This is a genomic window from Parabacteroides sp. AF39-10AC (assembly GCF_003635405.1).
In the GTDB taxonomy this organism is placed as follows: Bacteria; Bacteroidota; Bacteroidia; order Bacteroidales; family Tannerellaceae; genus Parabacteroides; species Parabacteroides distasonis.
In genome coordinates this window covers 169,861-193,717 of sequence record NZ_QTLP01000009.1, presented here as the reverse complement: position 1 = coordinate 193,717, position 23,857 = coordinate 169,861, and the positions used below count along the sequence as shown (strand labels likewise).

Annotated in this window: 17 protein-coding genes; 16 read left to right on the top strand and 1 reads right to left on the bottom strand. The window is 42.0% G+C overall.

Going from position 1 to position 23,857, the window contains the following annotated elements:
* The first annotated feature begins 334 nt into the window (after positions 1–334).
* Positions 335–1,912, top strand: a complete 1,578-nt coding sequence (locus tag DW033_RS10585; RefSeq protein WP_008778962.1) for a PQQ-binding-like beta-propeller repeat protein — start codon at positions 335–337, stop codon at positions 1,910–1,912.
* 49 nt (positions 1,913–1,961) lie between these two features.
* On the opposite strand, the gene DW033_RS10580 is transcribed toward DW033_RS10585, so the two are convergent.
* The gene (locus tag DW033_RS10580; protein WP_008778963.1) at positions 1,962–3,161 is read right to left on the bottom strand and encodes a hypothetical protein; all 1,200 of its coding nucleotides are present in this window, start codon (positions 3,159–3,161) and stop codon (positions 1,962–1,964) included.
* Positions 3,162–3,398: 237 nt separating this feature from the next.
* On the opposite strand from DW033_RS10580, the gene DW033_RS10575 reads away from it, so the two are divergent.
* From DW033_RS10575 to DW033_RS10495, 15 genes are all read left to right on the top strand, one after another.
* A complete protein-coding gene (locus tag DW033_RS10575) occupies positions 3,399–4,103 on the top strand; it encodes a hypothetical protein (RefSeq protein WP_005860303.1) in 705 nt (234 codons plus the stop codon).
* A 150-nt stretch (positions 4,104–4,253) separates the two neighbouring features.
* Entirely contained in the window at positions 4,254–4,658 is a 405-nt protein-coding gene (locus DW033_RS10570) for a PH domain-containing protein (RefSeq protein WP_057326764.1), read from the top strand.
* A gap of 10 nt (positions 4,659–4,668) precedes the next feature.
* Positions 4,669–6,015: a dihydrolipoyl dehydrogenase gene (lpdA, locus tag DW033_RS10565; RefSeq protein WP_122114988.1), complete on the top strand. Its 1,347-nt coding sequence runs from the start codon at positions 4,669–4,671 to the stop codon at positions 6,013–6,015.
* Positions 6,016–6,051: 36 nt separating this feature from the next.
* Complete coding sequence (locus DW033_RS10560; RefSeq protein ID WP_008773164.1) at positions 6,052–6,777, top strand: DUF4271 domain-containing protein; 726 nt, start codon at positions 6,052–6,054, stop codon at positions 6,775–6,777.
* Entirely contained in the window at positions 6,774–7,529 is a 756-nt protein-coding gene (locus DW033_RS10555) for a uroporphyrinogen-III synthase (protein WP_029257164.1), read from the top strand. Before DW033_RS10560 ends, DW033_RS10555 begins: the two co-directional genes overlap by 4 nt.
* Entirely contained in the window at positions 7,529–7,915 is a 387-nt protein-coding gene (gene rnpA / locus DW033_RS10550) for a ribonuclease P protein component (protein WP_036630613.1), read from the top strand. The genes DW033_RS10555 and rnpA overlap by 1 nt, the downstream gene beginning before the upstream one ends.
* Positions 7,915–8,136 carry a membrane protein insertion efficiency factor YidD gene (yidD, locus tag DW033_RS10545; protein ID WP_005863660.1) on the top strand — a complete coding sequence of 74 codons (222 nt, stop codon included), beginning with the start codon at positions 7,915–7,917 and terminating at the stop codon, positions 8,134–8,136. Before rnpA ends, yidD begins: the two co-directional genes overlap by 1 nt.
* Positions 8,120–8,791 (top strand): TatD family hydrolase, encoded by a 672-nt coding sequence (locus DW033_RS10540; protein ID WP_122114989.1) that lies wholly within the window; start codon positions 8,120–8,122, stop codon positions 8,789–8,791. Before yidD ends, DW033_RS10540 begins: the two co-directional genes overlap by 17 nt.
* Before the next feature lie 103 nt (positions 8,792–8,894).
* Complete coding sequence (tyrS, locus tag DW033_RS10535) at positions 8,895–10,187, top strand: tyrosine--tRNA ligase (RefSeq protein WP_008778966.1); 1,293 nt, start codon at positions 8,895–8,897, stop codon at positions 10,185–10,187.
* A gap of 413 nt (positions 10,188–10,600) precedes the next feature.
* Positions 10,601–11,431, top strand: coding sequence for a family 16 glycosylhydrolase (locus DW033_RS10520; RefSeq protein ID WP_009275446.1), 831 nt, complete (start codon positions 10,601–10,603; stop codon positions 11,429–11,431).
* A gap of 91 nt (positions 11,432–11,522) precedes the next feature.
* Positions 11,523–14,381 carry a triple tyrosine motif-containing protein gene (locus DW033_RS10515; RefSeq protein ID WP_008773160.1) on the top strand — a complete coding sequence of 953 codons (2,859 nt, stop codon included), beginning with the start codon at positions 11,523–11,525 and terminating at the stop codon, positions 14,379–14,381.
* A gap of 334 nt (positions 14,382–14,715) precedes the next feature.
* Complete coding sequence (locus DW033_RS10510; protein WP_122114990.1) at positions 14,716–17,757, top strand: TonB-dependent receptor; 3,042 nt, start codon at positions 14,716–14,718, stop codon at positions 17,755–17,757.
* A 24-nt stretch (positions 17,758–17,781) separates the two neighbouring features.
* Positions 17,782–19,278: a RagB/SusD family nutrient uptake outer membrane protein gene (locus tag DW033_RS10505; protein ID WP_005860289.1), complete on the top strand. Its 1,497-nt coding sequence runs from the start codon at positions 17,782–17,784 to the stop codon at positions 19,276–19,278.
* 114 nt (positions 19,279–19,392) lie between these two features.
* Positions 19,393–21,558: a glucoamylase family protein gene (locus DW033_RS10500; RefSeq protein WP_122114991.1), complete on the top strand. Its 2,166-nt coding sequence runs from the start codon at positions 19,393–19,395 to the stop codon at positions 21,556–21,558.
* A gap of 140 nt (positions 21,559–21,698) precedes the next feature.
* Positions 21,699–23,855 carry a family 43 glycosylhydrolase gene (locus DW033_RS10495; protein ID WP_005860287.1) on the top strand — a complete coding sequence of 719 codons (2,157 nt, stop codon included), beginning with the start codon at positions 21,699–21,701 and terminating at the stop codon, positions 23,853–23,855.
* The last annotated feature ends 2 nt before the right edge of the window (positions 23,856–23,857 follow it).

The window sequence follows — 23,857 nt, the reverse complement described above, 5'->3', positions numbered from 1 at the left end:
ATCCGTAGACTTTCTTTTTATCTCACCTCAGACACACTACTTGAAACAGTATCCTGAACTTTAATAAGTGTAGTTACACTATACAATCTGTTGATATATCTATCATCATAGAAGGCTTATCGGTGGAGCCGCCGCAGGTTCGGCGAGTAGGGTGATGATGATGCCGGTTCAAAGTGCGGGTAACTCATGATTTACAACCCACTATTGATAGAATACGATCAGGAAAGTTGTTTACGTTTCGTCATGATGGATCAACCTAATTATAATAATGTGACTTGTATTTCGTTAGAAAAATATCAAAAGTGAAATTGTATCAAATAATTATTGTGGAGATATGAGGGTCATCAAAATTTTCTTGCTGTTTGTTTGTTGTATTTCATTAGATGTACAATCTCAAACATTTTTGTCGGACACATTGGGTATCAATGAGGATGGCTCTGTTATCATTGCTAAAAGTTTGGCTTTACCCGGCTGGATTCTTGGAGTGGATGTGGATTCGACGGATAATTTGCTTTTTATCCGGTATCGGAATTTGTCGAAAAATGAGACTTCCTTGAAAAATAAGGGGGGAATATCCGTTTACTCCTTGGCTGATCAGAGGATGCTATGGCAACGTCCTGTCAATTATTTTAATCAAGATCCAAAGTTGACTTCAGAGGGAGTTTTGTTCGTGACAATGGGGAAGGCTACATCGTTGCTGGATTTGAAAACAGGTAATGAGGTTTGGAAGAAAAAGAAAATGATTCCTTATTGTGTGGACGCTAAGAACCGGATGTTTTTGGCTTATAAAGGCAGTTATATGAACGGGGTGTCTAACGAGTTGGAAGGCCATAGCCTTGCGACGGGAGAAAAGATGTGGAGCCGGAAAATGAGCCATGTATATGGATGGAATGAGAGTGGTTTACTGGATGACTCTACTCGATTGATTGTCTCGGATGGGATTCATCTGGTTCACATGGGAAATGGGGAAGGGCCGAGTTATGCCATGCCGACTGGGGCAAGTGATTATAAAGAGGCCGTCGCTCTTGGTGCGCTCGGTGTGGTGACGGGTGTCTTAACCGGTTTTGCAGCAGTGCCTACCGGGCCGAAGAAGGTGATGGAACTGGTATCGAATGTTTTATCGGACGACACGGTTTTTTACGTGGCAAGCCGGGAGAATTTGTTTTGTCTGGATCGGCAGTTGCAACCTAAATGGGGGTATCCGATACCTGATGGAATGGGATCTCGCTCTCATTTGTTTGCGAGAGGAGATAGCCTTTATATGATTAATATGGGAACAGGGTATCGAAATACTATTTTTGATACTTCTGAGGCTTATGCTCACGAATACTTAAGACTGAAGGTTGGCTGGCCGTTTATCGCCTGCTTCGATAAACGAAAGGGGGAGAAGGTTTGGTTTCGCCAGCTCTCGGATAAGAAAGAGATGGTGGAGGAGTTTGATATAAATTGGGAAGAGGATGCTCTGATGGTGTTGTTTTCCGATCATATCCGGAAATACTCGTTATCTGGGGATTCCTTATTGAGTGAGGTATCATGGAATACCGAAGTAAACGGGAAGTTATTATATCTTACCAATTCTTCTTATTTCTTGCAGGATTTTGAGGATAGTACATCTTATCAGCGATATAAACGCCCGGATTCGATTTATTGTTTGGTTACAGATAAGAATGAAATGGTTGAGCTAGACCAACAACTGAATGTTTTACAAACTTATCCTTTGTCTAGGTTACGTCCATTCAGGGATTTACCAAATGGGGATAATTTGATATTCTTGGGAGACAAAACATTGTGGGTTAATTCAAAGGGTGAAAAGAAAGCTTATTTACATACCTCATCCAAGATGTTTAGGGTAGGTGAAAAGTTTTTCATCTATAGTTTGGATGGTAAAAAGATATATGAATTTCCTTTATAATTAGGGGATATCCAAAGGCGGGTTGGATTGGTAAGTCGTATACAAATGCTTACATGGATAGAATCCCTGTTTTTGACAATGTATCCAAATAGTTTATTATATAACTATCAATGTTTTTAGGTTCTAGGGTATCCCTTGTCCAAGAAACTTGCTTTCCTGTTTCATCAATTTCTTTTTTAGCCCTATACAATAAATCGAAGTCACGCAGTAAAGATATTTTGGAATGTATATATAGTTGACTTAAGCATTGGATTACTTCTAAGACAGTTCTTCTTTTGTGATAATTTTCAAATAAGAGAAATCGAAGATAGTTCAAAAGTATGTATTCTTTGTTAATATCTAAATTGAACTCACATATAAGAATATCCATTCTTTTCCTTAGATCCTTTTGATTATCTATACAAGGTATCTGAGAAGCGAAGTCTTGCATGTTCTTGTTGACAAAGTCTGCTTTTATCATATTTTTAGACCAGGTTATCCATTTTTCATCAATTTCCATATCAAATACTGTCATGGCAAGTATCTCGAGGGTGTTTGGTACTTTATTTAATATTGCGGTGGGATTATAGAATGTGGATGTACGCAAATCAAAACGTCTCATAGCGTACAAAAGTTCTTCAATACTTTTATTTAGGTCTAACTTCGGAAAGACTTTGACTGGTATGGTGAAAAAAGCCATGTCTTGCTTTATCTCAAAAATACATTTCTCGCTCAGATAGCGATTCACATTTTCGATATGCTGTTCTTTGTCTTTTATTGATTTAGGTATATAATAAGGAATAATCATGCAAGTGAACCAATCTTCTTTTCCTTCATTCTTTAAAAGGCAAACCTCAATTCTGAAAAGTTTTCCCTCTTTTATGCATTCGAATGCTGTTTGGCTGACCTTTTTGGGTGGACTATCCCAAAGATAGAGTCCCAATCCTTGAAGTATGTATTTTCTTAATGTCTTTGGTCTCTTATAATTGTTGATAAAAGTCAATGTCAATGTCAGAGGTAAAATAAATATGAAGGGAATCAATGAGATTGCGATCAGTAGGTCCAATGGAATATTTCCGGATATGAGACCTGTAATAATTAGAATAGCCATACAAGGTATACAAAGGATAGTCACTAAAGAAAGTGAATATAGTAACCATCCTTTCAAGGTCAGAAACTCTAGATGAGTAAATTTACCCAAATCATGTATTATTAATTGTAGGTATTGTTTGATTGTAGAGATTGATATCTTATTTTCTTCCAGTTCCATTATGCTTGTTTAATGTCTATATTAATTACAAAATTACAACATATCCTTTATAAACTGGTATATTTCATGTAAATATGTAATAGATTACTTCATAGTTATGGTTAAATGTATTGTCAAGAAAGATATTTTGGCTATTTTTAATTTTTACCTTCTGAACATTTAGGGGTTCACTCTGTTTTAACAAAGCATTGGATATCCGGCATGTATTTAGTAGTGAATTAATTAAACGTCAAAATTATGAAGGTGAAAATATTATACACGGCTTTAATCTCATTGATCGCGGGAGGAGCGATGGCGCAAGATTGTACGTTCTTCTTTCCGCAAACAGAGGGAACGGTATGGGTCCGTAAAGGATATGACGCGAAGGGAAACTTACAATCTGTTATGAGTTATCAAGTGGATGAGGTGGAAACATTGCCTTCCGGCCAAGAGGTGGAAGCGGACTACGTATATACTAATCCCTCCGGTACGATCGTGAACAAAGGAGATATCAAGGCATACTGCCAGAATGGAGAATTTTTCCTCGACTCGAAAGAGACGCTCTCTTATCCGGGAGTGGTATCGGAAATGAATACGAATGTGGATATCACGGAGAACTTTATAAATTACCCAAATCCGTATGCGGCTAATTTCGATAAGAATAACGTGTATTTCGACGAGGCTTCCGTAAAGATCTACGATAAGAAGAACCGGAAGAATCGTAAGGATATGGCCATTAAGGATCGTGAGTTTATTAAAACGGAAAGCATAACAACTCCTGCCGGTACGTTCGATTGCGCTAAGGTAAAATATAATATCGCTACACGTTCCCCTAAATCAAAGGAGACAATCACTGGGTATGGCTATGAGTGGTACAGCCCGAATGTAGGCTTAGTGCGTACGGAACAATATGATAAGAATAACGTATTACAATCCTATACGGTATTGGAAGAATTAAAATAAAAAGGCGACTACAATCTTATGATTTGTATTAACCGGTTTAAGTGGATACGCTGTTGCTGAGAAGTGACAGCGTATTTTCTTTTATGGGAAAGATTGGGCAATTTTCTTTTTGTTTGACGTTTTTCGTTAACTTGCGGCAAATTTCGAAAAATGGAAAGAGAATATAAATCAAAAGTGGGATGGTGGTATCATCTGGTGATTATCATGGTGGTAATTGGTTGTGTGGCTGCGTTTTTGCGTACCAATATATCGGTTATAGTGGGTATGATGGTCGCTGCGTTGGGGGTGCTTCATGTTTTCTTTAATACGTATTACCGGATAACGGAAGATGATATGTTGATAGCGCATTGTAGTATTTTCCCGGAGAAGAAGATCGCTATCGCTGATATAGAGGCGTTGGAATCTACCGTGATGCCGGTGTCTAGCTACGCCCTTTCGTTGGATCGGCTGATCATATGGAGCAATGGGAAACCTTGGATGCTCATATCTCCGACCAACCGGGCTGATTTTATCAAACAGTTGAGAAAGATTAATCCTAATATACAACTTAAATAGATCTAATAGTATGAAATACGATGTCGCTATAATCGGTGGAGGTCCTGCCGGTTATACTGCCGCGGAGAGAGCGGCGCAGGGTGGGCTTTCCACGATTCTTTTTGAGAAAAACGCATTGGGCGGGGTTTGTTTGAATGAGGGATGTGTGCCGACAAAGACGCTTCTTTATTCCGCTAAGACGTATGATAATATCAAGCATGCTTCCAAGTATGCGGTGAAAGCGGAGAATCCTTCTTTTGATCTCCCGAAAATCATCGCCCGTAAGAATAAGGTCGTGAAAAAGCTGACAGCCGGTATCCGTATGAAAATGACGGAGCATGGCGTGGTGATGGTTACGGCGGAAGCTTGTATCCAAGGGCGTGCGGCCGACGGGACGATTACGATCGCCGCCGGAGAAGAGCTATACGAGGCTGCGAACCTTTTGATCTGTACGGGATCAGAAACGGTAATTCCTCCTATACCCGGATTGGCGGAGACGGAATATTGGACGAGCCGGGAGGCGTTGCAATCGAAGGAGCTTCCGGCCTCTTTGGTGATAATCGGTGGAGGCGTGATCGGTATGGAGTTCGCTTCTTTCTTCAATAGCCTTGGGGTAGAGGTACATGTCGTGGAGATGTTGGATAAGATATTAGGCCCGATGGATCGTGAGCTGTCCGAAATGTTGCAAGCGGAATACGCTAAACGGGGGATTAAGTTTTATCTAAGTCATAAAGTGACCGGGGTGCATGGAACCGAGGTTTTTGTAGAGAAAGACGGGGAGACATTCACGTTGCATGGCGATAAGGTCCTTTTGAGTGTAGGGCGTCGTCCGGTTACGAAAGGTTTTGGCTTGGAGATACTGGCTCCGGAGACTTTTCGTAATGGGGTGAAGGTGAATGAGTACATGCAGACTTCCCTGCCAAATGTATATGCTTGCGGTGATATTACCGCTTTTTCCTTACTGGCGCATACGGCAGTTAGCGAGGCGGAGGTGGCCGTGGATCATCTCTTGGGCAAATCGCGCCCGATGAGTTATAAGGCTATTCCGGGTGTCGTTTATACGAATCCGGAGATCGCCGGTGTCGGGAAGACAGAGGAGGAGTTGCAGGCAGAAGGTATTTCGTATACCGTGAAAAAAATACCGATGGCATTCTCTGGGCGTTTTGTCGCGGAGAATGAGATGGGGAATGGTGTTTGTAAGTTGATCTTGTCGGAGGATGAGACGTTGATCGGTGCCCATATGTTGGGTAATCCGGCCTCGGAGTTGATCGTGATCGCCGGAATCGCTATTGAGAAGGGGATGAAATCGGATGAGTTAAAGTCGTTTGTGTTCCCGCATCCTACGGTAGGAGAGATTATTAAGGAAGCGCTTTATTGAAATAATTATGTACCTTTGTGCCGATAATAGCGGCACATGGGTACATTTGAAGGATATGTAGGGATTCGTTTGTGGGACGGACAATTGGTGGACGATGTGGTCTTTAGCCTTTTGTTCGTCTTATTTATGTGTTTTGCGTTGGTGTTCCGTACCAATTATCGTTTATTCCTGAAGATGATGCGTGATGTGGTATATGTGAAAGAACGTCAAAATTTATTTGAGGTAACGAGGGGGAGCGAATGGCTCTTCCGGAATTTCATGACGTTTCAAGCCTTGTTTCTTTGTAGCGTTTGCCTTTTTGCTATCGCTAGGGCATATGGGTATTTCAACCATTTGCTAGAAAATACGGTGTTGATATCTATTGGGTTGATAATGATGGTATTGATGCTGTTTTATTGGTGTAAGCGCTGTTTCTATTATTTATTGGGGGTTGTTTTTACGGACGCTCCGAAATACAAGTTTTGGAAGACTAATTATAACGCTATTATAGGAGCGTGGGGGATCTGTTTATACATTCCGGCACTTTGGTTGGTATTCGTGGGGAGCAGTATACAGATTCCTGTTTTGTTGTTTGTATTTTTCTATATTCTGTGTCGTTTTGTGATAATTTATAAGACCATACGGATATTTCACAGGAAAAATAGCAGTTTTTTATATATTAGTTTGTACCTTTGCGGCCAAGAAATATTGCCTTTAGTTTTTCTGTATGAAGGCATTATTTATTTGTATAACTTTATCGAGTCAAGTACTCTATGGCATTGAATATTAAAAAATTATTGGTATCACAACCGAAGCCTGCATCGGAGAAATCACCATATTTCGATATTGCAGAAAAATACGGTGTGGAAATAGATTTCCGCCCGTTCATCAAGGTTGAACCTTTATCTTCCAAGGAGTTCAGGCAGCAACGAATCTCGGTTTTGGATCATACCGCCGTTATTTTTACGGCTCGTACGGCTATCGATCATTTCTTTCATTTATGCGAGGAATTGCGTGTGGCTATCCCGGAAACGATGAAGTATTTCTGTATGACAGAGGCGATCGCTGTTTATCTCCAGAAGTATATCGTTTATAGAAAACGTAAGATTTTTTATGGTCAGACCGGTAAGGCAGATGATTTGGTGACTGTTATCGCCAAACATGCGAAGGAGAAATACCTAGTACCTGTTTCCGATGTACATAAAGATGATCTATTCGCTTTGTTAGACGCGAAGAAAATCAACTATACGAAAGCGGTGATGTTCCGTACGGTGAGCAATGATTTCGCGAAGGACGAGAAATTCGATTATGATATGTTGGTTTTCTTTAGTCCGTCGGGTATCTCTTCCTTATTGAAGAACTTCCCGGATTTCAAGCAAGACGATATAAAGATCGGCTGCTTTGGCCCTACTACGGCAAAGGCTGTTAAAGATGCGGGTCTGCGTTTGGACGTTGAGGCTCCCACGGTGGAAGCCCCTTCTATGACTGCTGCTTTGGATTTATATCTGAAAAAACAGCAAGACGGTAAAAAATAATGACGACAAAAAGGTATACCCTTTCAAAAGAAGAACGCCTGTCGTGGAAACGTTACATTGACCTATTATTCGAAAAAGGACAATCGTTCGTGGCGTTTCCACTGCGGGTCGTTTATTTACCGATGGAGGAAGAGATGCCTGCCCGTGCTTCCTTCTTAGTGAGTGTACCGAAGAAAAAATTTAAGAGAGCCGTAAAGCGTAACTTGATCAAACGACAGGTACGTGAGGCTTACCGGGTTCGTAAATATGATTTACTGGAACCGTTGGAAGCGAAGAATAAGGGCATGTTAATCGCTTTCCTGTACCTCGATAAAGAGATCCATCCGTACGCTGTGATGGAAAAGGCAATGAAGAAAGCGATCCATATCCTTCGGGATAAAGAATAATGAGACGCTTTTTTACCACATTACTCTTATTGCCGGTTTATTTCTACAAATATTGTATCTCTCCTATGACACCGGCTTCGTGCAGGTATACGCCCACTTGTTCCGAATATGCGGTGCAAGCTTTGAAGAAATATGGCCCTGTGAAAGGATTGTATCTTGCGGTTAAACGAATACTTCGTTGCCATCCTTGGGGTGGGAGCGGTTATGATCCGGTTCCGTAACGCCATGGGTTATTATGATATACATACGCATCAGATGCCTTTCCATAAGGAGGATATCGCGATTATAAATAGGATCGTGAGTCCAATGGGTGATATGCAGCCGGGTCCACTTCTTGATACGGTTATTCGCTCATATGGTATCCATCCGTGGTATATATATAATGTAAAGGAGCAGATGGACCTACTTAGGGTATTGGTGTCTGGTTCGGGAGTCGTGGCGATCGGAGAGGCTGGACTTGATACACTGGCCGAATCTCCAATGGATTTGCAAAAAGAGGTGTTTCTGGCACAAGCCAATTTAGCGGAGGAAACACATAAGCCATTAATCATCCATTGCGTAAAAGCGTGGGCGGATCTCATTGCCTGTAAAAAGGCCGTGAAACCGGAGATGCCTTGGATTATCCATGGCTTTCGAGGTAATGGTGAACTTGCCTCCCAATTGGTTCGCTTGGGGTTTTATCTCTCTTTTGGAGATCGTTTTAATCCATCGGCTTTGCGTGCCGCATGGCCTGATTTCCTTTTCTTGGAGACCGATGATAAATCGATTGATATCCGCAGGGTCTACCAAAATGTAGCGGAAGCGTTGGATATTCCGGAAGAAAAGCTGCGGATTCAAATCGCTAAAAACGTTTCTATCTTCCACCTAAACGGATAATTATCAATTATCAATTTTCGATTCTCAATTAAAAAGTCGTACCTTTGCCTCGTATGAGATAAAGTGACAAATATATTAATGTAATACGATATAAATTAATACGATGAATTTTGTAGAAGAATTAAGATGGAGGGGCATGATCGCTGATATGATGCCCGGGACGGAAGAGCAATTGCAGAAAGAGTTGACATCGGCCTATGTGGGGATCGACCCAACGGCAGACTCTTTGCATATCGGACACTTAGTAAGTGTGATGATGCTGAAGCATTTCCAACGTGCCGGTCATCGTCCTATCGCTTTAGTGGGTGGCGCTACCGGTATGATCGGTGACCCGTCTATGAAGTCTGCCGAGCGTAATTTGCTGGACGAGGCTACTCTTCGTCACAATCAGGATTGCATCAAGAAACAATTGGCTAAGTTCCTTGATTTTGACTCCGACGCTCCTAATGCCGCTAAGTTGGTGAACAACTATGACTGGATGAAGGGTTATTCTTTCTTGAATTTTATCCGTGATATCGGTAAGCATATTACCGTGAACTACATGATGGCTAAGGATTCAGTGAAGAAACGTTTGAGCCGCGAATCCAGTGTAGGTATGTCTTTCACCGAGTTTTCTTATCAATTGCTACAAGGCTACGATTATTTGTATTTGTATGAGCATGAGGGTTGCCGCCTACAGATGGGTGGTACTGATCAATGGGGTAATATCACGACTGGTACGGAATTGATCCGCCGTACGTTGGGAGGGGAGGCTTATGCCTTGACTTGCCCGTTAATCACGAAGGCTGACGGTGGTAAGTTCGGAAAGACGGAATCCGGTAATATCTGGTTGGATCGTCGCTATACTTCTCCGTATAAATTCTATCAATTCTGGTTGAACGTAAGCGACGCTGACGCCGCCAAGTATATCAAGATCTTCACGGACTTGAGCCAAGAAGAGATCGCCGCTTTGGAGGCGGAGCAAGAGGCCGCTCCTCATTTGCGTCCGTTGCAGAAACGTTTGGCGAAAGAAGTGACTGTTATGGTTCACTCTTTGGAAGATTATGAGGCCGCTGTCGAGGCTTCCAATATCTTGTTTGGTAACTCCACGCACGAGGCTTTGTTGAAATTGGATGAGGACACATTACTAGCCGTATTCGAGGGTGTTCCTCATTTCGATATCTCCCGTGATGAATTGGCCGCAGGAATCAAGGCTGTTGATTTGTGTACTGAAAAAGCCGCTATCTTCCCTTCAAAAGGTGAGATGCGTAAATTGGTACAAAGTGGTGGCGTAAGTTTTAACAAAGAGAAATTAGCGGAGGTTGATACTGTAATCGACTGTTCTTCACTGCTTGACGATAAGTATTTATTGGTTCAAAGAGGTAAGAAAAATTATTATTTGTTGATCGCAAAGTAAAAAAATAATCAAAAAATTTGCAAGGTAAGATTTTATTCTTACCTTTGCATCGCTTTAGTAAAGCAATCGGATTGTCTCATGGTGTAATGGTAGCACTACAGTTTTTGGTTCTGTCTGTCGAGGTTCGAATCCTCGTGAGACAACTCAACAATCCAGAGAGAGGGATGTCAATTGTGGCATCCCTTTTTTATTTTGTGACATTTTCTCGTATAGATAGCTTATCCGATAAATCCCTAGGGAAAATGGGGTAGTACTTACTTTGGCCATGAAGTATATCTTCTCTGCCACTTGAAGTATATCTCCTGTGGTATTCGCAGTATAATTGTGGGGATAACCTTGCGATGTGTTTTTCATCTACACTTTTATTTATTTTTCATATATTTGTGGAAATTCTGATTTAAATCTATATTGTTATGTCACGTTCATTTCTTTTGTTTGGTTTTATCCTATATAGTGTTTTCTTGAGCAGTCTGGCGAATGCTAGTGATATCGATTTGTCTGCACCCATGGATAAAGGCGGGTGGAAATTGATATGGAGTGAGGAGTTTGACTATACGGGATTTCCTGATTCTACGAAATGGTCTTATGATACGGAAGGTAATGTATATCAATGGGGAAATAACGAGGCTCAATATTATACATCCGGCAGAAAGGAGAACGCTTGGGTCTCGGATGGGGTGTTGAGGATTACGGCCTTGAAAGAACCGATGGAAGGTCGTTCATATACATCGGCTCGCCTGATTACGAAAGGAAAAGGGGATTGGTTGTACGGACGTTTTGAGATTCGGGCGAAACTCCCGACTGGACGAGGGACATGGCCGGCCATCTGGATGCTTCCAACGGATTGGGAATACGGGGATTGGCCAAAAAGCGGGGAAATAGATATTATGGAAAATGTGGGCTATGATCCCGACACGATCGTAGGTTCTTCGCATACGGAAAAATATAATCATGCGATCGGAACTCAAAAAAATGCTAAAATTGCGTGTCCGGATTGTTATAAAGCGTTTCACGTGTACGCCTTGGAATGGGAGGAAGATGAGTACCGGCTTTATGTAGATGATCAATTATACTTTACATTTAAGAACGAGGGGACAGGCTATGAGGTTTGGCCTTACGATAAACGCTTTCATATCTTGCTGAATCTGGCGATCGGTGGGAATTGGGGAGGCCAAAAGGGTATTGATGATTCTCTTTTTCCACATGTGTTCGAGATTGATTATGTAAGAGTTTATAAGAAGTAGGGTGTAACGTGATGTTTTTTTATTTACTTTTGTGGTACATAACATTCTGTACTATATAGTGAAGGAGATACTTAAGAGGACGTTGGTTCGTATGTTGATTTGTTGCGTTATTGCCTTGTTATTTTGTATAACGGGGAATGCGAAGGTACCCTATATTCCTAAAATCATCAATTATTCCGTAAGCGATTACAAAGCGGGAAACCAGAATTGGGCCGTCTCCCAAGGCCCGGGAGGAAAGATGTATATTGGTAATAACCGGGGGCTTTTGGTTTTTGACGGTATTCACTGGGATCTTGTGAAATTACCGAATAATCTAGGTGTCCGTGCTTTGTATATATCGAAGGACGGACGTATTTATGTCGGCTCTTTCGAGGAGTTCGGGTATTTTGAGATGGATGATGAGAATGATCTGATTTATCATTCACTCAGTTCGTCTGAGATGAACGTCTATCTTAATAATGATGAGTTCTGGACGATTAATGAGTATAAGGGTGAGATTTATTTTCAATCATTCCGGAGCTTTTTTATTTATGACGGGGAAAAAGTAAGAAAAGGTGTATCTGACCTGTCCCCATTGTATATTTTCACATTGGACGATCATCTATACGTTCAGTTCATGGAGGGAGGAAGCTTTTGTCGAATGGATGACGGCCAGTTTACAGAGTTACTCTCGAAAAAGGTTTTGGAGGATGATGTGGTTTCGGTCTTGCCATTTGATCATCAGCTATTATTGGTCTCGGCTCGTAGTGGATGTTTTATCTATGATGAGGTGCGTAAAAAATTGTCTGTGTGGAATACACCAGCCAATGAGATATTAAAGGAAGGGATCGCAAACCGGGGAGTCATGATGAAAGATTCTACTTTTATTGTGGGTACGATTTCTAATGGGGTTGTAGCGATTAATAAGCAGGGGGAAACTTTGTGGCATATCAACCGGGAGAATGGCTTGATTAATAATACGGTATTGAGAGTATTTGCTGATAATTCGGATAATTTATGGGTTACATTGGATAATGGTATCGCGCAGATACATGTGAATTCTCCGATCTATTTTTATGAACCGCTTGAGGCCCAGATTGGTATGGTGCATGATATGGTGATAGAGAAGGGTATTGTTTATTTAGCTACGAACCAAGGTCTTTATGCGTTATCTGAGAATGATAGTTATCCAACCTTGATTCCCGGTACTCAAGAACAGACATGGTATATCTCCGATGTCGGAAATCAACTGATTGCCGGACATAATACAGGTACCTTACAGCTAGAGGGCCGAAAAGCTACTCAGATACCGGGTCCCAATGGAGGGGGGACCGCATTACGTAAGACAATTATCCATGGAAAGGAAGTTTTACTCCAGATGTCTTACCGTCCACTCAGTGTTTTCACCCGGGATATGGTTACTAATCGTTGGAAATTTAGCCATAATGTAGAAGGATTCTCTAATTTGATCAAATCGTTTGAGGTTGACCCTACCGGCAATATATGGGCTAGCCATATGTATAAAGGTATCTATCGTCTTCGCTTGAATGAGGATTTGAGGAGCGTGAAAGAGATGGAGTATATCGGAAAACTGGAGGAAGGTAATGAGAGTGGTACGATTAATGTAATGAAATTACGCGGACGTATTGTTTTCTCGGATGGGAGTAAGTTTTATACTTATGAGGATTTGACTGGAAAGATCGTTCCTTATGATTTGTTGAATGAGGATTTTCCCGAGTTAAGCGATACCTATCGGGTTGTTTCCTTGAATAATGATTTATATTGGTTTATCCGGAATTCGGAATATGTATTGTTAGGATATGAGTCCGGGCGATTCCAGTTAAAACAGCGTATTCCTTTTACTTTGTTTGATAATCCGACCATAGAGGATAGGGGAAATATTTATGTGGCTTCCGACGGGACGTCTTATTTTTGTCTAAACGGGGGGATCGCTCGTTATGACAGATACCGGAATTATGTGGATACGACTCGAGTTCCATTAAGTTTGTCGCAGGTAAGGGCCTATAATCGGCATGAAAATGAGTTCGCTCCGCTCCCTTGCAAGGGAGCGGACGCACCGGAAGCCGGTGCGTCCGTATTGAGTTATAGCTATAATACGATTCTTTTTAAGTTTTCGTATCCGGATTTTACGGGGCGCCGTTTCCTGATCTATTATAAACTGGACGGGTTTGATAATGAATGGATAGAAGGCACCAGTAATTTTCAACGGACTTATTCTAATTTACCGTATGGTAATTTTGTGTTACATGCGGTTGTGAAAGACGATCGAGGAAAAGAGCTATCTTCTCTGTCTTATCCATTCAAGATCGAACGTCCATTTTATAGCTCTTGGTGGGCGCTGATCATCTATTTTGCTTTGTTTTTATGTATACTGGTCGTATTAGTGAGAATGTATACGATGTGGATTGTCATGCGTGAGAAAAAAGTTAACGAGGAGCAAAAGAGATTGCAAGAAGAGCAATTGAGGGCGCAAGAGCAATTAATTGTCAAGCTAGAGAATGAAAAATTAGAAAATGACCTTACTTATAAGAGTAAGGAATTAGCCAGTGCTACTTTGTCTGTTATCTCTCATAATGATTTCCTTGAAGGTCTAAAAAAGGAAATACAAGCTCAACAATTATCGGGAAGTTATACGAAACGATTCTTCGATAAGCTCATCCGCATGATCGAAGAGAATATATCAGGCGAGGATGAATGGGCCATTTTCCAGACTAATTTCGATCGTATCCATGAAAAGTTCTTTACGAATCTAAAAGAGCGGTATCCCGATTTGACTCCGGGCGATTTACGATTATGCGCTTTATTACGTTTGAATATGCCAACTAAGGATATGGCTCGTATGCAAAATCTTTCCGTACGTGGTATCGAGGCGGCGCGCTATCGATTGCGTAAAAAACTAAATCTACCGGAGGGCCAAAGCTTGGTAGATTTCATGATCCAGTTCCACTAAGATATTTCATAGTTATGAATGAAAAATATCATAACTATGAAATAAGAAAATCATAACTATGAGTTTTCCTTGTCATTTTTGTTTTCCCATATTTAGTGAAATGTGTTTAGTAACATATAATGTTCTCCTTTTGAATTAACAAATGTATTATAACTGAAAATAAGACAATTAATATGTATTGCAGTAGTATAAAAGTAGTAATTTTCTGCTTGCGCAAGGCTTGCAGTAGTGTTGAAGTATACAAAAATTTGCCCTTTTTTAGGTTTGGGTGTTCATTTGCTTCAAATTTAATAATGAGTGTAAAAACAAATGTTCAACTTTAAAACTAGAATGAATGAAAGCTAAATTAATGCTTTGTTTATGCCTGTTACTTGCTGCGACTACTATGTTTGCGCAGAATCTGACAGTTACTGGTGTGGTAACTGAAAAGGCCACAGGATACCCGGCTATCGGGGTAAGTGTTTTGGTTAAGGGTACGACGAATGGTACCATAACCTCTATGGATGGAGACTATACTTTGAGTAATGTTCCCAAGAACGCAACTTTAGTATTTAGTTATGTAGGTATGACTACACAAGAAGTCCCGGTTAACGGACAGACTGTAGTAAATGTTCTTATGAATGAAGATACGCAAAACTTGGAAGAGGTAGTTGTTATCGGTTATGGTACGAGTAAGGCTAAGGATTTGACAGCTCCAATTGCCGTGATCAAGGCTGATGAGATTACGAAACATGCGACATCATCTCCGATGAGTGCTTTGCAAGGAAAAGTGCCGGGTGTGCAGATTACGAATAGTGGCCAGCCAGGTTCCGGTCCTTCCGTACGTATTCGTGGTATCGGTTCTATGAATACGGATAGCCAACCTTTGTATGTTGTAGATGGAATGTTCTTTGATAATATTGATTTCTTGAATAATAGTGATATTCAAGATTTGTCTATTTTGAAAGATGCTTCTGCCGCTTCTATTTATGGTGTACGTGCGGCGAATGGCGTAGTCTTGGTTACGACAAAGAAAGGTGCGTTGAATCGTCCTGCTACGGTTACTTATGATGGTTATGTTGGCTTTCAAAAGGCTACGAATGTATTGAAAATGGCTAATAGTGAGCAATATGCGACTATGATCAGTGAGATGGGTAATGAAACCTTACAGGCTGTTGTAAATAACGCTAAAAATGTTTGGGGAACACTTCCGAATACAAACTGGTATGATGAGATCTTACATACAGCTTTAACTCACAACCATTCTTTAGACATTTCTGGAGGTACTGAAAAAGCTACTTATTCTGTGGGTACCTCTTATTTGTATCAAGATGGTATCTTGGATTCTAAAAATGATTACTCTCGTTTCAATTTGCGTACGAAAGCGGATTATAAGGCTTTTGATTGGTTGAAAGTAGGAGCTAACGTTGTTTTGAGCAACTCTACGCAAAACTTGCCAAACGGCGAGGTTTGGTTAGCAGCTTTCCGTACACCGGGTATTATTCCTGTATATGATGAAAATAGCTCCTTGAATCCGTATCCTACGAAATATGGTTCTCCTGCCCAAATCGGTTTGAGTGAGTATTACTACAATCCGGTTGCTCAAGCGGAGTATTATGATTCTAAAAATTCAATGTTGCGCGTAATGCCTTCTTTCTATGCGCAATTCGACTTCTTGCCGGAGAATAAGTTATTCTTTAAAACGGCTTATAGTCAAGATATCAATGTTATCCAGACAAGAGCTTATACTCCAGAATTTTTGGTTGGTGGAACTCAGTTGAATTCGACTCCCCTTTTGAATAAGAAGAATGATATTTATCACAGTTGGATTTTAGATAATACATTGACCTATACAGATACGTTCGGTGATCATGGTTTAACCGCGATGTTGGGTCAATCCGTACGTGAAGAGAACTGGCGTAACCTATGGGGAGAAGCTACAGGTGTTCCGGGCGGACACGAGGAATATTACTATTTGAATCAAGGTAATGCGGATGGACGTAAAACTGGCGATGACGGTACGACTTATCGTGGTGTTTCTTGGTTCGGTCGTGTATCTTATGATTATAAAGGCAAATATTTATTGTCTGCTACAATGCGTGCCGATGGTTCTTCCAAATACCAAGAGAAATGGGGTTATTTCCCTTCTGTAGGTGCTGCTTGGAATATTTCAGAAGAAGGATTCATGAAAGATCAGAAATGGGTTGATTATCTGAAATTACGTGCGAGCTGGGGTAAGTTAGGTAACGATAAGGTTGCGGCTAGTGATGGTTTCGCTTCCATTACGCAAGATATGGGTACCTCTGGTATATTTGGAGGAAGCGCTGTTCCTGGTTATACGAACTTGGTTTATTTTAGTTGGTTAGGTTGGGAAGTCGTGAATGAGACGAACGTCGGTTTAGATTTTCGTACGTTGAATAGCCGTTTGACAATAGAGGCAGACTGGTATTATCGTTTGACTCAAAATGCCGTGATCGATGCTCCTCTGCCAATGGGTGCCGGTAACTTATTAGGTAACAGAGGTGAGATTTTGAATACAGGTGTTGAGTTGTCTTTTAACTGGGCTGATAAGATCGGTAAAGATTTCTCTTACTACATTGGAGCAAACTTGACAACCTTGCACAATGAGGTAAAAGATTTGAATGGTTTATCTTATTTATATGGTGGTTCTGCGGAGTTCCGTACGATTTCTCAAGTTGGTGGTGAGTTGAATGCTTACTATGGATATGATATTGAGGGTGTTTATCAGAATGCCGCAGAGATCGCTGCTGATCCGATTGCTGTAGCAAATGGTTTGGAGCCCGGAGATTTCAAGTATGTTGACCAAAATAAGGATGGTAAGATTGATAATAAAGACCGTGTAACATTGGGTTCTTATATCCCGAACTTCAATTACGGTATCAACTTAGGATTCTCTTACAAGAATTTCGATTTCTCTATGGTTATGCAAGGTGTAGCTGGAAACCAGATCGTAAACCGTAAACGTGGTGACCGCCGTTGGCACTCTGAATTGAACTATGACTTAGATCAGTTCGAGAATCGTTGGACAGGTGAGGGTTCTACTAACGAATATATGTCTGCGAAAGGTTCTGTAAAACCTTGGAATATCTCTAACTTTAACTCATTCTATGTAGAAGATGGTTCTTATTTCCGTATTCAGAATGTACAAGTTGCTTATACATTCCCGAAGAAAGACTTTGGAAAATTCAAGATGCCGAGCATTCGTTTGAGCTTGACTGCTGATCGTCCTTTAACTGTTTTCAAGGCAAACAGCTTCAGCCCAGAGTTGGGTAGTAAGAACGAGAAAGGTGAGATAGCATCTTCTTCTTATGGATTTGATGAGCGTGTATATCCTTTAGCATCTTCTTATACGTTAGGTCTTCGTATTATTTATTAATCTTTAAATGCTAATCAGAAGTATATGAAAAATATATTAAAAAAACAGATTTTATGGGCTATCCCTTTAGCCTTTTCATTGCTGACATCCAGTTGTAGTGATTACTTGGATAAGCTTCCAGAGAATACTGTAGAGGTAGAGGGTATTGATTATACGAATAAATCGAATATGTATATGCCTGTTTCCGGTGTATATGCGACCGCTCGTGGTTATCTGGGGTCTTGGTCCTCGTATGGATGTATCATAGTTCGCGGTGACGATGTGAATAAAGGAGGATCTCCTACGGACCAGATTGAGTATGAGTATGCTAGTAAATTCCAGTATGATCGTTTGACTACTTTCTGGGCATTAAGTGGCCTTTGGGGAAACTGCTATTATGTTGTCTCTACTTCTAATTCAGCATTGGAGTCTTTAGAGAATTATGCTAAACATTTGACGAGTGAGTCAGACAAGCAATTAAACGCTCAATATGCTGCTGAAGTTCGCTTTTTCCGAGCATATGCTTATTTCCAGTTGGTAAATTTGTTTGGCGATGTGCCTCTTTTGTTAGACAATCAAGAACTGAATGTATTCAAGAATACGAAAGAGGATGTAAAGAAGTACATTTATGACGAGTTGGATTATTGTATAGCAAACTTACCGGCTATTCGTCCGAATGAGTCTGAGCATCCGGGAGCGGTTACAAAATATACCGCTGAGATGTTGAAAGCGAAACAGAAGATGTATGATAATGAATGGGATGAGGTATTGGCCTTGACCGAGGATATCGTCAATAGCGGAAAGTTTGAGTTGTATAATGACTTCTATGAGTTGTTTAAGATTCCGGGAAAATTGTGTAATGAGTCTTTGCTAGAGTATCAATTTACTGACTTTGGAAATGGAAGTGGTGATATCGTTTCTTCTGACAACTGGTTTGCGTTCCAAGGTCCTCGTGGAGAGGCTCCTATCTCTGGATGGGCATTTATTGAGCCGACTGAGAAAATCCGTAATTTATTCTCTAAACGTGGTGAAGCGGTTCGTGCGGAAACAACGTTCCTCATGACGGATGCCACTACTCGTGACGGTGATTATATTCCTGTCGCTCAACCGGGTGAACCGACTGCTTATAATGGAAAGGCTTATACACCGGCTAATCAAATGACTCCGGGACGTACTGGATATGGCGATAATAATAATATCCGTGTATTCCGTTATGCTGATGTGTTGTTAATGAACGCTGAGGCTAAAGTTCGTAAGGGACAAAATGGAGACGCTCCATTAAACTTGGTTCGCGAACGTGCTGGTTTAGCTCCGATTGCAAATGCGACTTTGGATCAAATTCTGGAAGAGCGTCAAGTTGAGTTGGCATTGGAATGGGGCGAACGTTTCTTCGATTTAGTCCGTACGGACAGAGCCACTCAAGAACTTCCGGGTTTTGTGAAAGGAGAAAGCGAATATTATCCGATACCACAGGATCAAATTGACTTGAATCCTAACTTAGAAGCTGAGCCTGTGCCTTTTGAGCCGGAAGTAACAGAGTAATATAAGATTCTCATTATTTACTAGACCTTTGTAGTTTGGCAAGGCGGTGTCAACCCGTTTGGCACCGCCTATTTTATCTCAAATCATATCTTTATTTATATAAATATCAGCATCATGAAACACATCGCATTACTAACTACTCTCTTATTATCCGCCAGCTTGCAAGCGGTGGAGAAACCTTACGACTATGTTTTCTTCGAGAATAGCTTGATGAAAGGGGATTACTTTTATTCTCAAGCGAAATATACCTCACCTTCTTGGATTAAAAATGCGAGACATCATCTTCCGGTTGCCGGCTCTGTCGCTTTTACGCCCGGTAATTCCTTGGAGCTTACCTATGTATCCGCTCCCAGTGGAGATTGGTATAGCGAGATACAATATTGCCCGGTCCGTGGCAATGACTTCTTTCGTGAGCCTTCTACGCTCTCTATGCAAGTGCAGTTGAGAGAGAGCATGAATGCTGCCGCTCTTCCCAATATCGCTATTCGTTATGCGGACAGCACGTATACCCAATACCTAAACCTGAGAAATTATCTGAAAGATACACGTCCCGGCGTATGGCATTCCGTATCCATTCCTTTGAAGGATTTCGGATTAAACGCCGTGAACGATACGAACATCAAGAAATTAGCGGCTGTAGCCCTTCGTCCCGGTACGGCCGATGGAAACGAATATACGATTTATCTGGATGATATAGAGCTTTTGCCGGCTTCCCTTCCGTCGGTAAGTACCTTAAACGCTCCGGTCTTGCAGGAAGCTAAGGCTTATGAGCGTCATATCGATATCAAATGGATTCCTCAATCAAAGGAGGATATAAAATACTATCGCATTTACCGTTCTTTCGACGGGATCACTTACCAGCCGGTCGCTGTCCGCCGCCCTTGGATGAATCGTTATACCGATTTCTTGGGAGAGGTTGGTAAAAAGGCTTATTATAAGGTGACGGCCGTGGATTATGCGCTGAATGAATCCAATGATTCCCAGACAGTCTCGGCCACTACCTATCCAATGACGGACGAGCAATTGCTGGATATGGTACAGGAAGCGAACTTCCGTTACTATTGGGAGGGAGCGGAGCCAAACAGCGGTCTTGCCCGTGAGAATATTCCCGGACGGAATGATATGATCGCTACCGGGGCTTCCGGCTTCGGTATCATGGCGATCGTGGCGGGTATCGAACGGGGATTTATCACCCGGGAAGAGGGCGTACAGCGTTTCTTGAAAATCACTTCTTTCTTGGAGAAAGCGGATAAATTCCATGGGGCGGTCTCTCACTTTATCGATGGGACAACCGGGAAGACGGTTGCTTTTTTCGGCCCGAAAGATAATGGAGGTGATTTGGTGGAGACCTCTTTCTTATTCCAAGGGCTGTTAACGGCTCGTCAATATTTCAACCAAGAGAATGACAAGGAGAAACAAATCCGTAAGAGCATCGATAATCTATGGAAAAACGTGGAATGGAGCTGGTATAAGCAATTTAAGGACAGCCCATATCTATATTGGCACTGGTCTCCAGATCAGGCGTGGGTGATCAATCATAAATTGATCGGCTGGAATGAGACCATGATTACCTATATGTTGGCTATCATGGGGCCGAAATACGGAATCTCTCCGGAGATGTATTATAGCGGCTGGGCCAGCCAAGAGGAGTATGCGCAAGAATACCGTGCCGATTGGGGGCGTGTAGAAGATGGTAAGATGTATACGAATGGCAATACTTATTATGGGGAGAACTTGAAAGTAGGTGTCTCTAATGGAGGTCCTCTTTTCTTTATCCATTACTCCTATCTCGGGCTGGACCCACATAAGTTCACGGATAAGTACACGAATTATTTCGAGAACAACCAGAAAATGGCAAAGATCAATCAACGGTATTGTATCGAGAACCAAGGGGGGTATGTAGGTTATGGAGAAGATTGTTGGGGATTGACCGCCAGCGATTTCGCTTGGAACTATCAAGCTCAGGAGCCGATGCCGCACAGGGATAACGGAACGATGGCACCTACGGGCGCTCTGGCTTCTTTCCCTTATACGCCGGACGCTTCCATGAAAGCCTTGCGGAATTATTATCGTAACCATGGCAGCTTCTTATGGGGTGAGTACGGTTTCCGGGATGCTTTCAACTTGACTGTAAATTGGGTGTCTCCCTTATTTATGGGATTGAATCAAGCGCCTGTAACGGTTATGATCGAGAATTACCGTACGAATCTGTTGTGGAACCTTTTCATGAGCCATCCGGATGTCCAGAAAGGTATCCAAAAGATTCAATCCATAAAATAATAATGCGACAAAAAACAACAATAACTTATCTTGAACATAATATGCTGGCATGTAATAGAATAAATAGGGCTATCGCTTCTTGGAAAAAACATGTACGTGTTTTCTCGGAAACATGTACGTCTTTTTCGGAAAACACGTACATGTTTTTCCGGAAAGACGTAGGAGTTTCTAGCGCTTCCTTAAAAGCCTACAATAAGTGTATGCTCGTATCACTCCTTGCCTCTTTCTTTGCGGTCTCTACCGTAAACGCTCAAGTAAACGAGCGGGGAGATTCCGTGATCGTGATCAAAGGGCAGGTAAGCGATTACTATATTACCGTATCCCCAGAGCATTTTCTGGAAGGTACGATTACCGGACCGGACGGCAAGCCCTTGGAAGGCGCTACAGTGATGTTCACGGCTAGCCCGGTTCATTATACCACCGATGCGACAGGCTATTATAAGATACAAGCAAGCCGCTACGATCATGAGTTATTCGTGTATTATCCGGGGATGAAGTACGCTTATCGCACGTTTGGCGATAACGATACGAAAATAGATATCCGGATGGAAGCGGATCCTCGTGATGTACGGGTAAAAGCTCCTCAGCAAGCCACCCGCTGGTTCGACGCTACGGCCGATCATCCCTCTACCTATTGCAACCCGATGAATTTGAGCTACTGCTTCCGGGCGAATCTGCCGGATTTGGTAAAGAATGGCTCTTTCCGCTCTACGGCCGATCCGATGATGGTCATGTATAAAGGGGAATATTTCCTTTTCGCCACGAACCAAGCCGGATTCTATTATTCCAAGGATTTGAGCAATTGGGAGTTTGTATTCGCCGGTTTCCAACGTTATCCGGAAGATGACGACTTGTGCGCTCCGGCCGCTTTCGTAAGTGGAGATACCTTGTTCTATACCGGTTCTACCTATGCGGGATTGCCTATTTGGTATAGTACGAACCCGAAAAGCGGAAAGTTCAAGCGGTATGTGGAGAAAACGGCTCTTCCTAGCTGGGACCCGGCATTTTTGCTGGATGATGACGGACGTTTGTATATGTACTATGGTTCAAGTAATGAGTTTGCTTTGAAGGGAGTGGAATTGGATCGCCGTGATTTCCACCCGATCAGCAAGATCCAAGAGATCATGATGCTGCGCCCGGAAGAACACGGATGGGAACGTTTCGGGATGAACAATGACGATAGTACGACTTTAGCGCCTTTTACGGAAGGAGCTTTCGTGACCAAGCATAACGGTAAATATTATTTCCAATACGGTGCGCCGGGAACGGAGTTCAAGGTCTATGCGGATGGTGTCTATGTATCCGACAAGCCGATGGGCCCGTTCACCTACCAGAAACATAACCCGATGAGCTATAAGCCGGGAGGTTTCGTACAAGGTGCCGGTCATGGTGGTACTTTCGAGGATGCGTATGGCAATTACTGGCATGTGGCTACTTGCATGCTTTCTTTGAAATATAAGTTTGAGCGTCGTATTGGTTTGTACCCTACGGCATTCGATAAGGATGGCGTGATGTATTCGAACACCGCTTTCGGGGACTATCCTTTGCTTACGCCGAAAGGGAAGGTAGATGATATCGCGAATACGTTTTCCGGCTGGATGTTGCTATCGTATGGAAAACCGGTGATGGCCTCTTCCATGGATAGTACGTTAGTACCAGAGAATGTAACGGATGAGAGCATGCGTACTTTCTGGTCCGCCCGCTCGGGAGAGCCGGGTGAATGGCTCCAGATCTCTTTAGAGGGATTGAAAGAGGTACGTGCGATCCAGTTGAACTATTACGAGCATAGAGCCGTACAGCATAATAAGGCGATGGACTTGTATCATCAATATCGTATTTATCATTCTATAGATGGACAAAATTGGGAATTGGTAGTCGATAAGAGCGATAACGACAAGGACGTTCCGCACGACTATATCGAGTTGCGTGAGCCTTTGAAAACCCGTTATTTGAAAATAGTGAACGAACATGTGCCTTCGGGCAACTTCGCTATGTCCGGATTTCGTATTTTTGGAAATGGTTTGGGAGAAGCTCCCGCCGCCGTTAAGAACTTAAAGGTGGAACGCTCAAAAGCGGATAAGCGGAATGCGATGATCACTTGGGAGCCGGTAAAAGAGGCGTACGCTTACAATATCTATTATGGTATAGCGCCGGATAAATTGTACAACAGTATCACGGTACTGGGAGATACGATGTACGATTTCAGGGGCTTGGATAAGGATACGGACTATTATTTCTCGATCGAGGCATTGGGAGAGAGCGGTCGTTCACCGATGAGTAAAGTATTGAGACGATAACT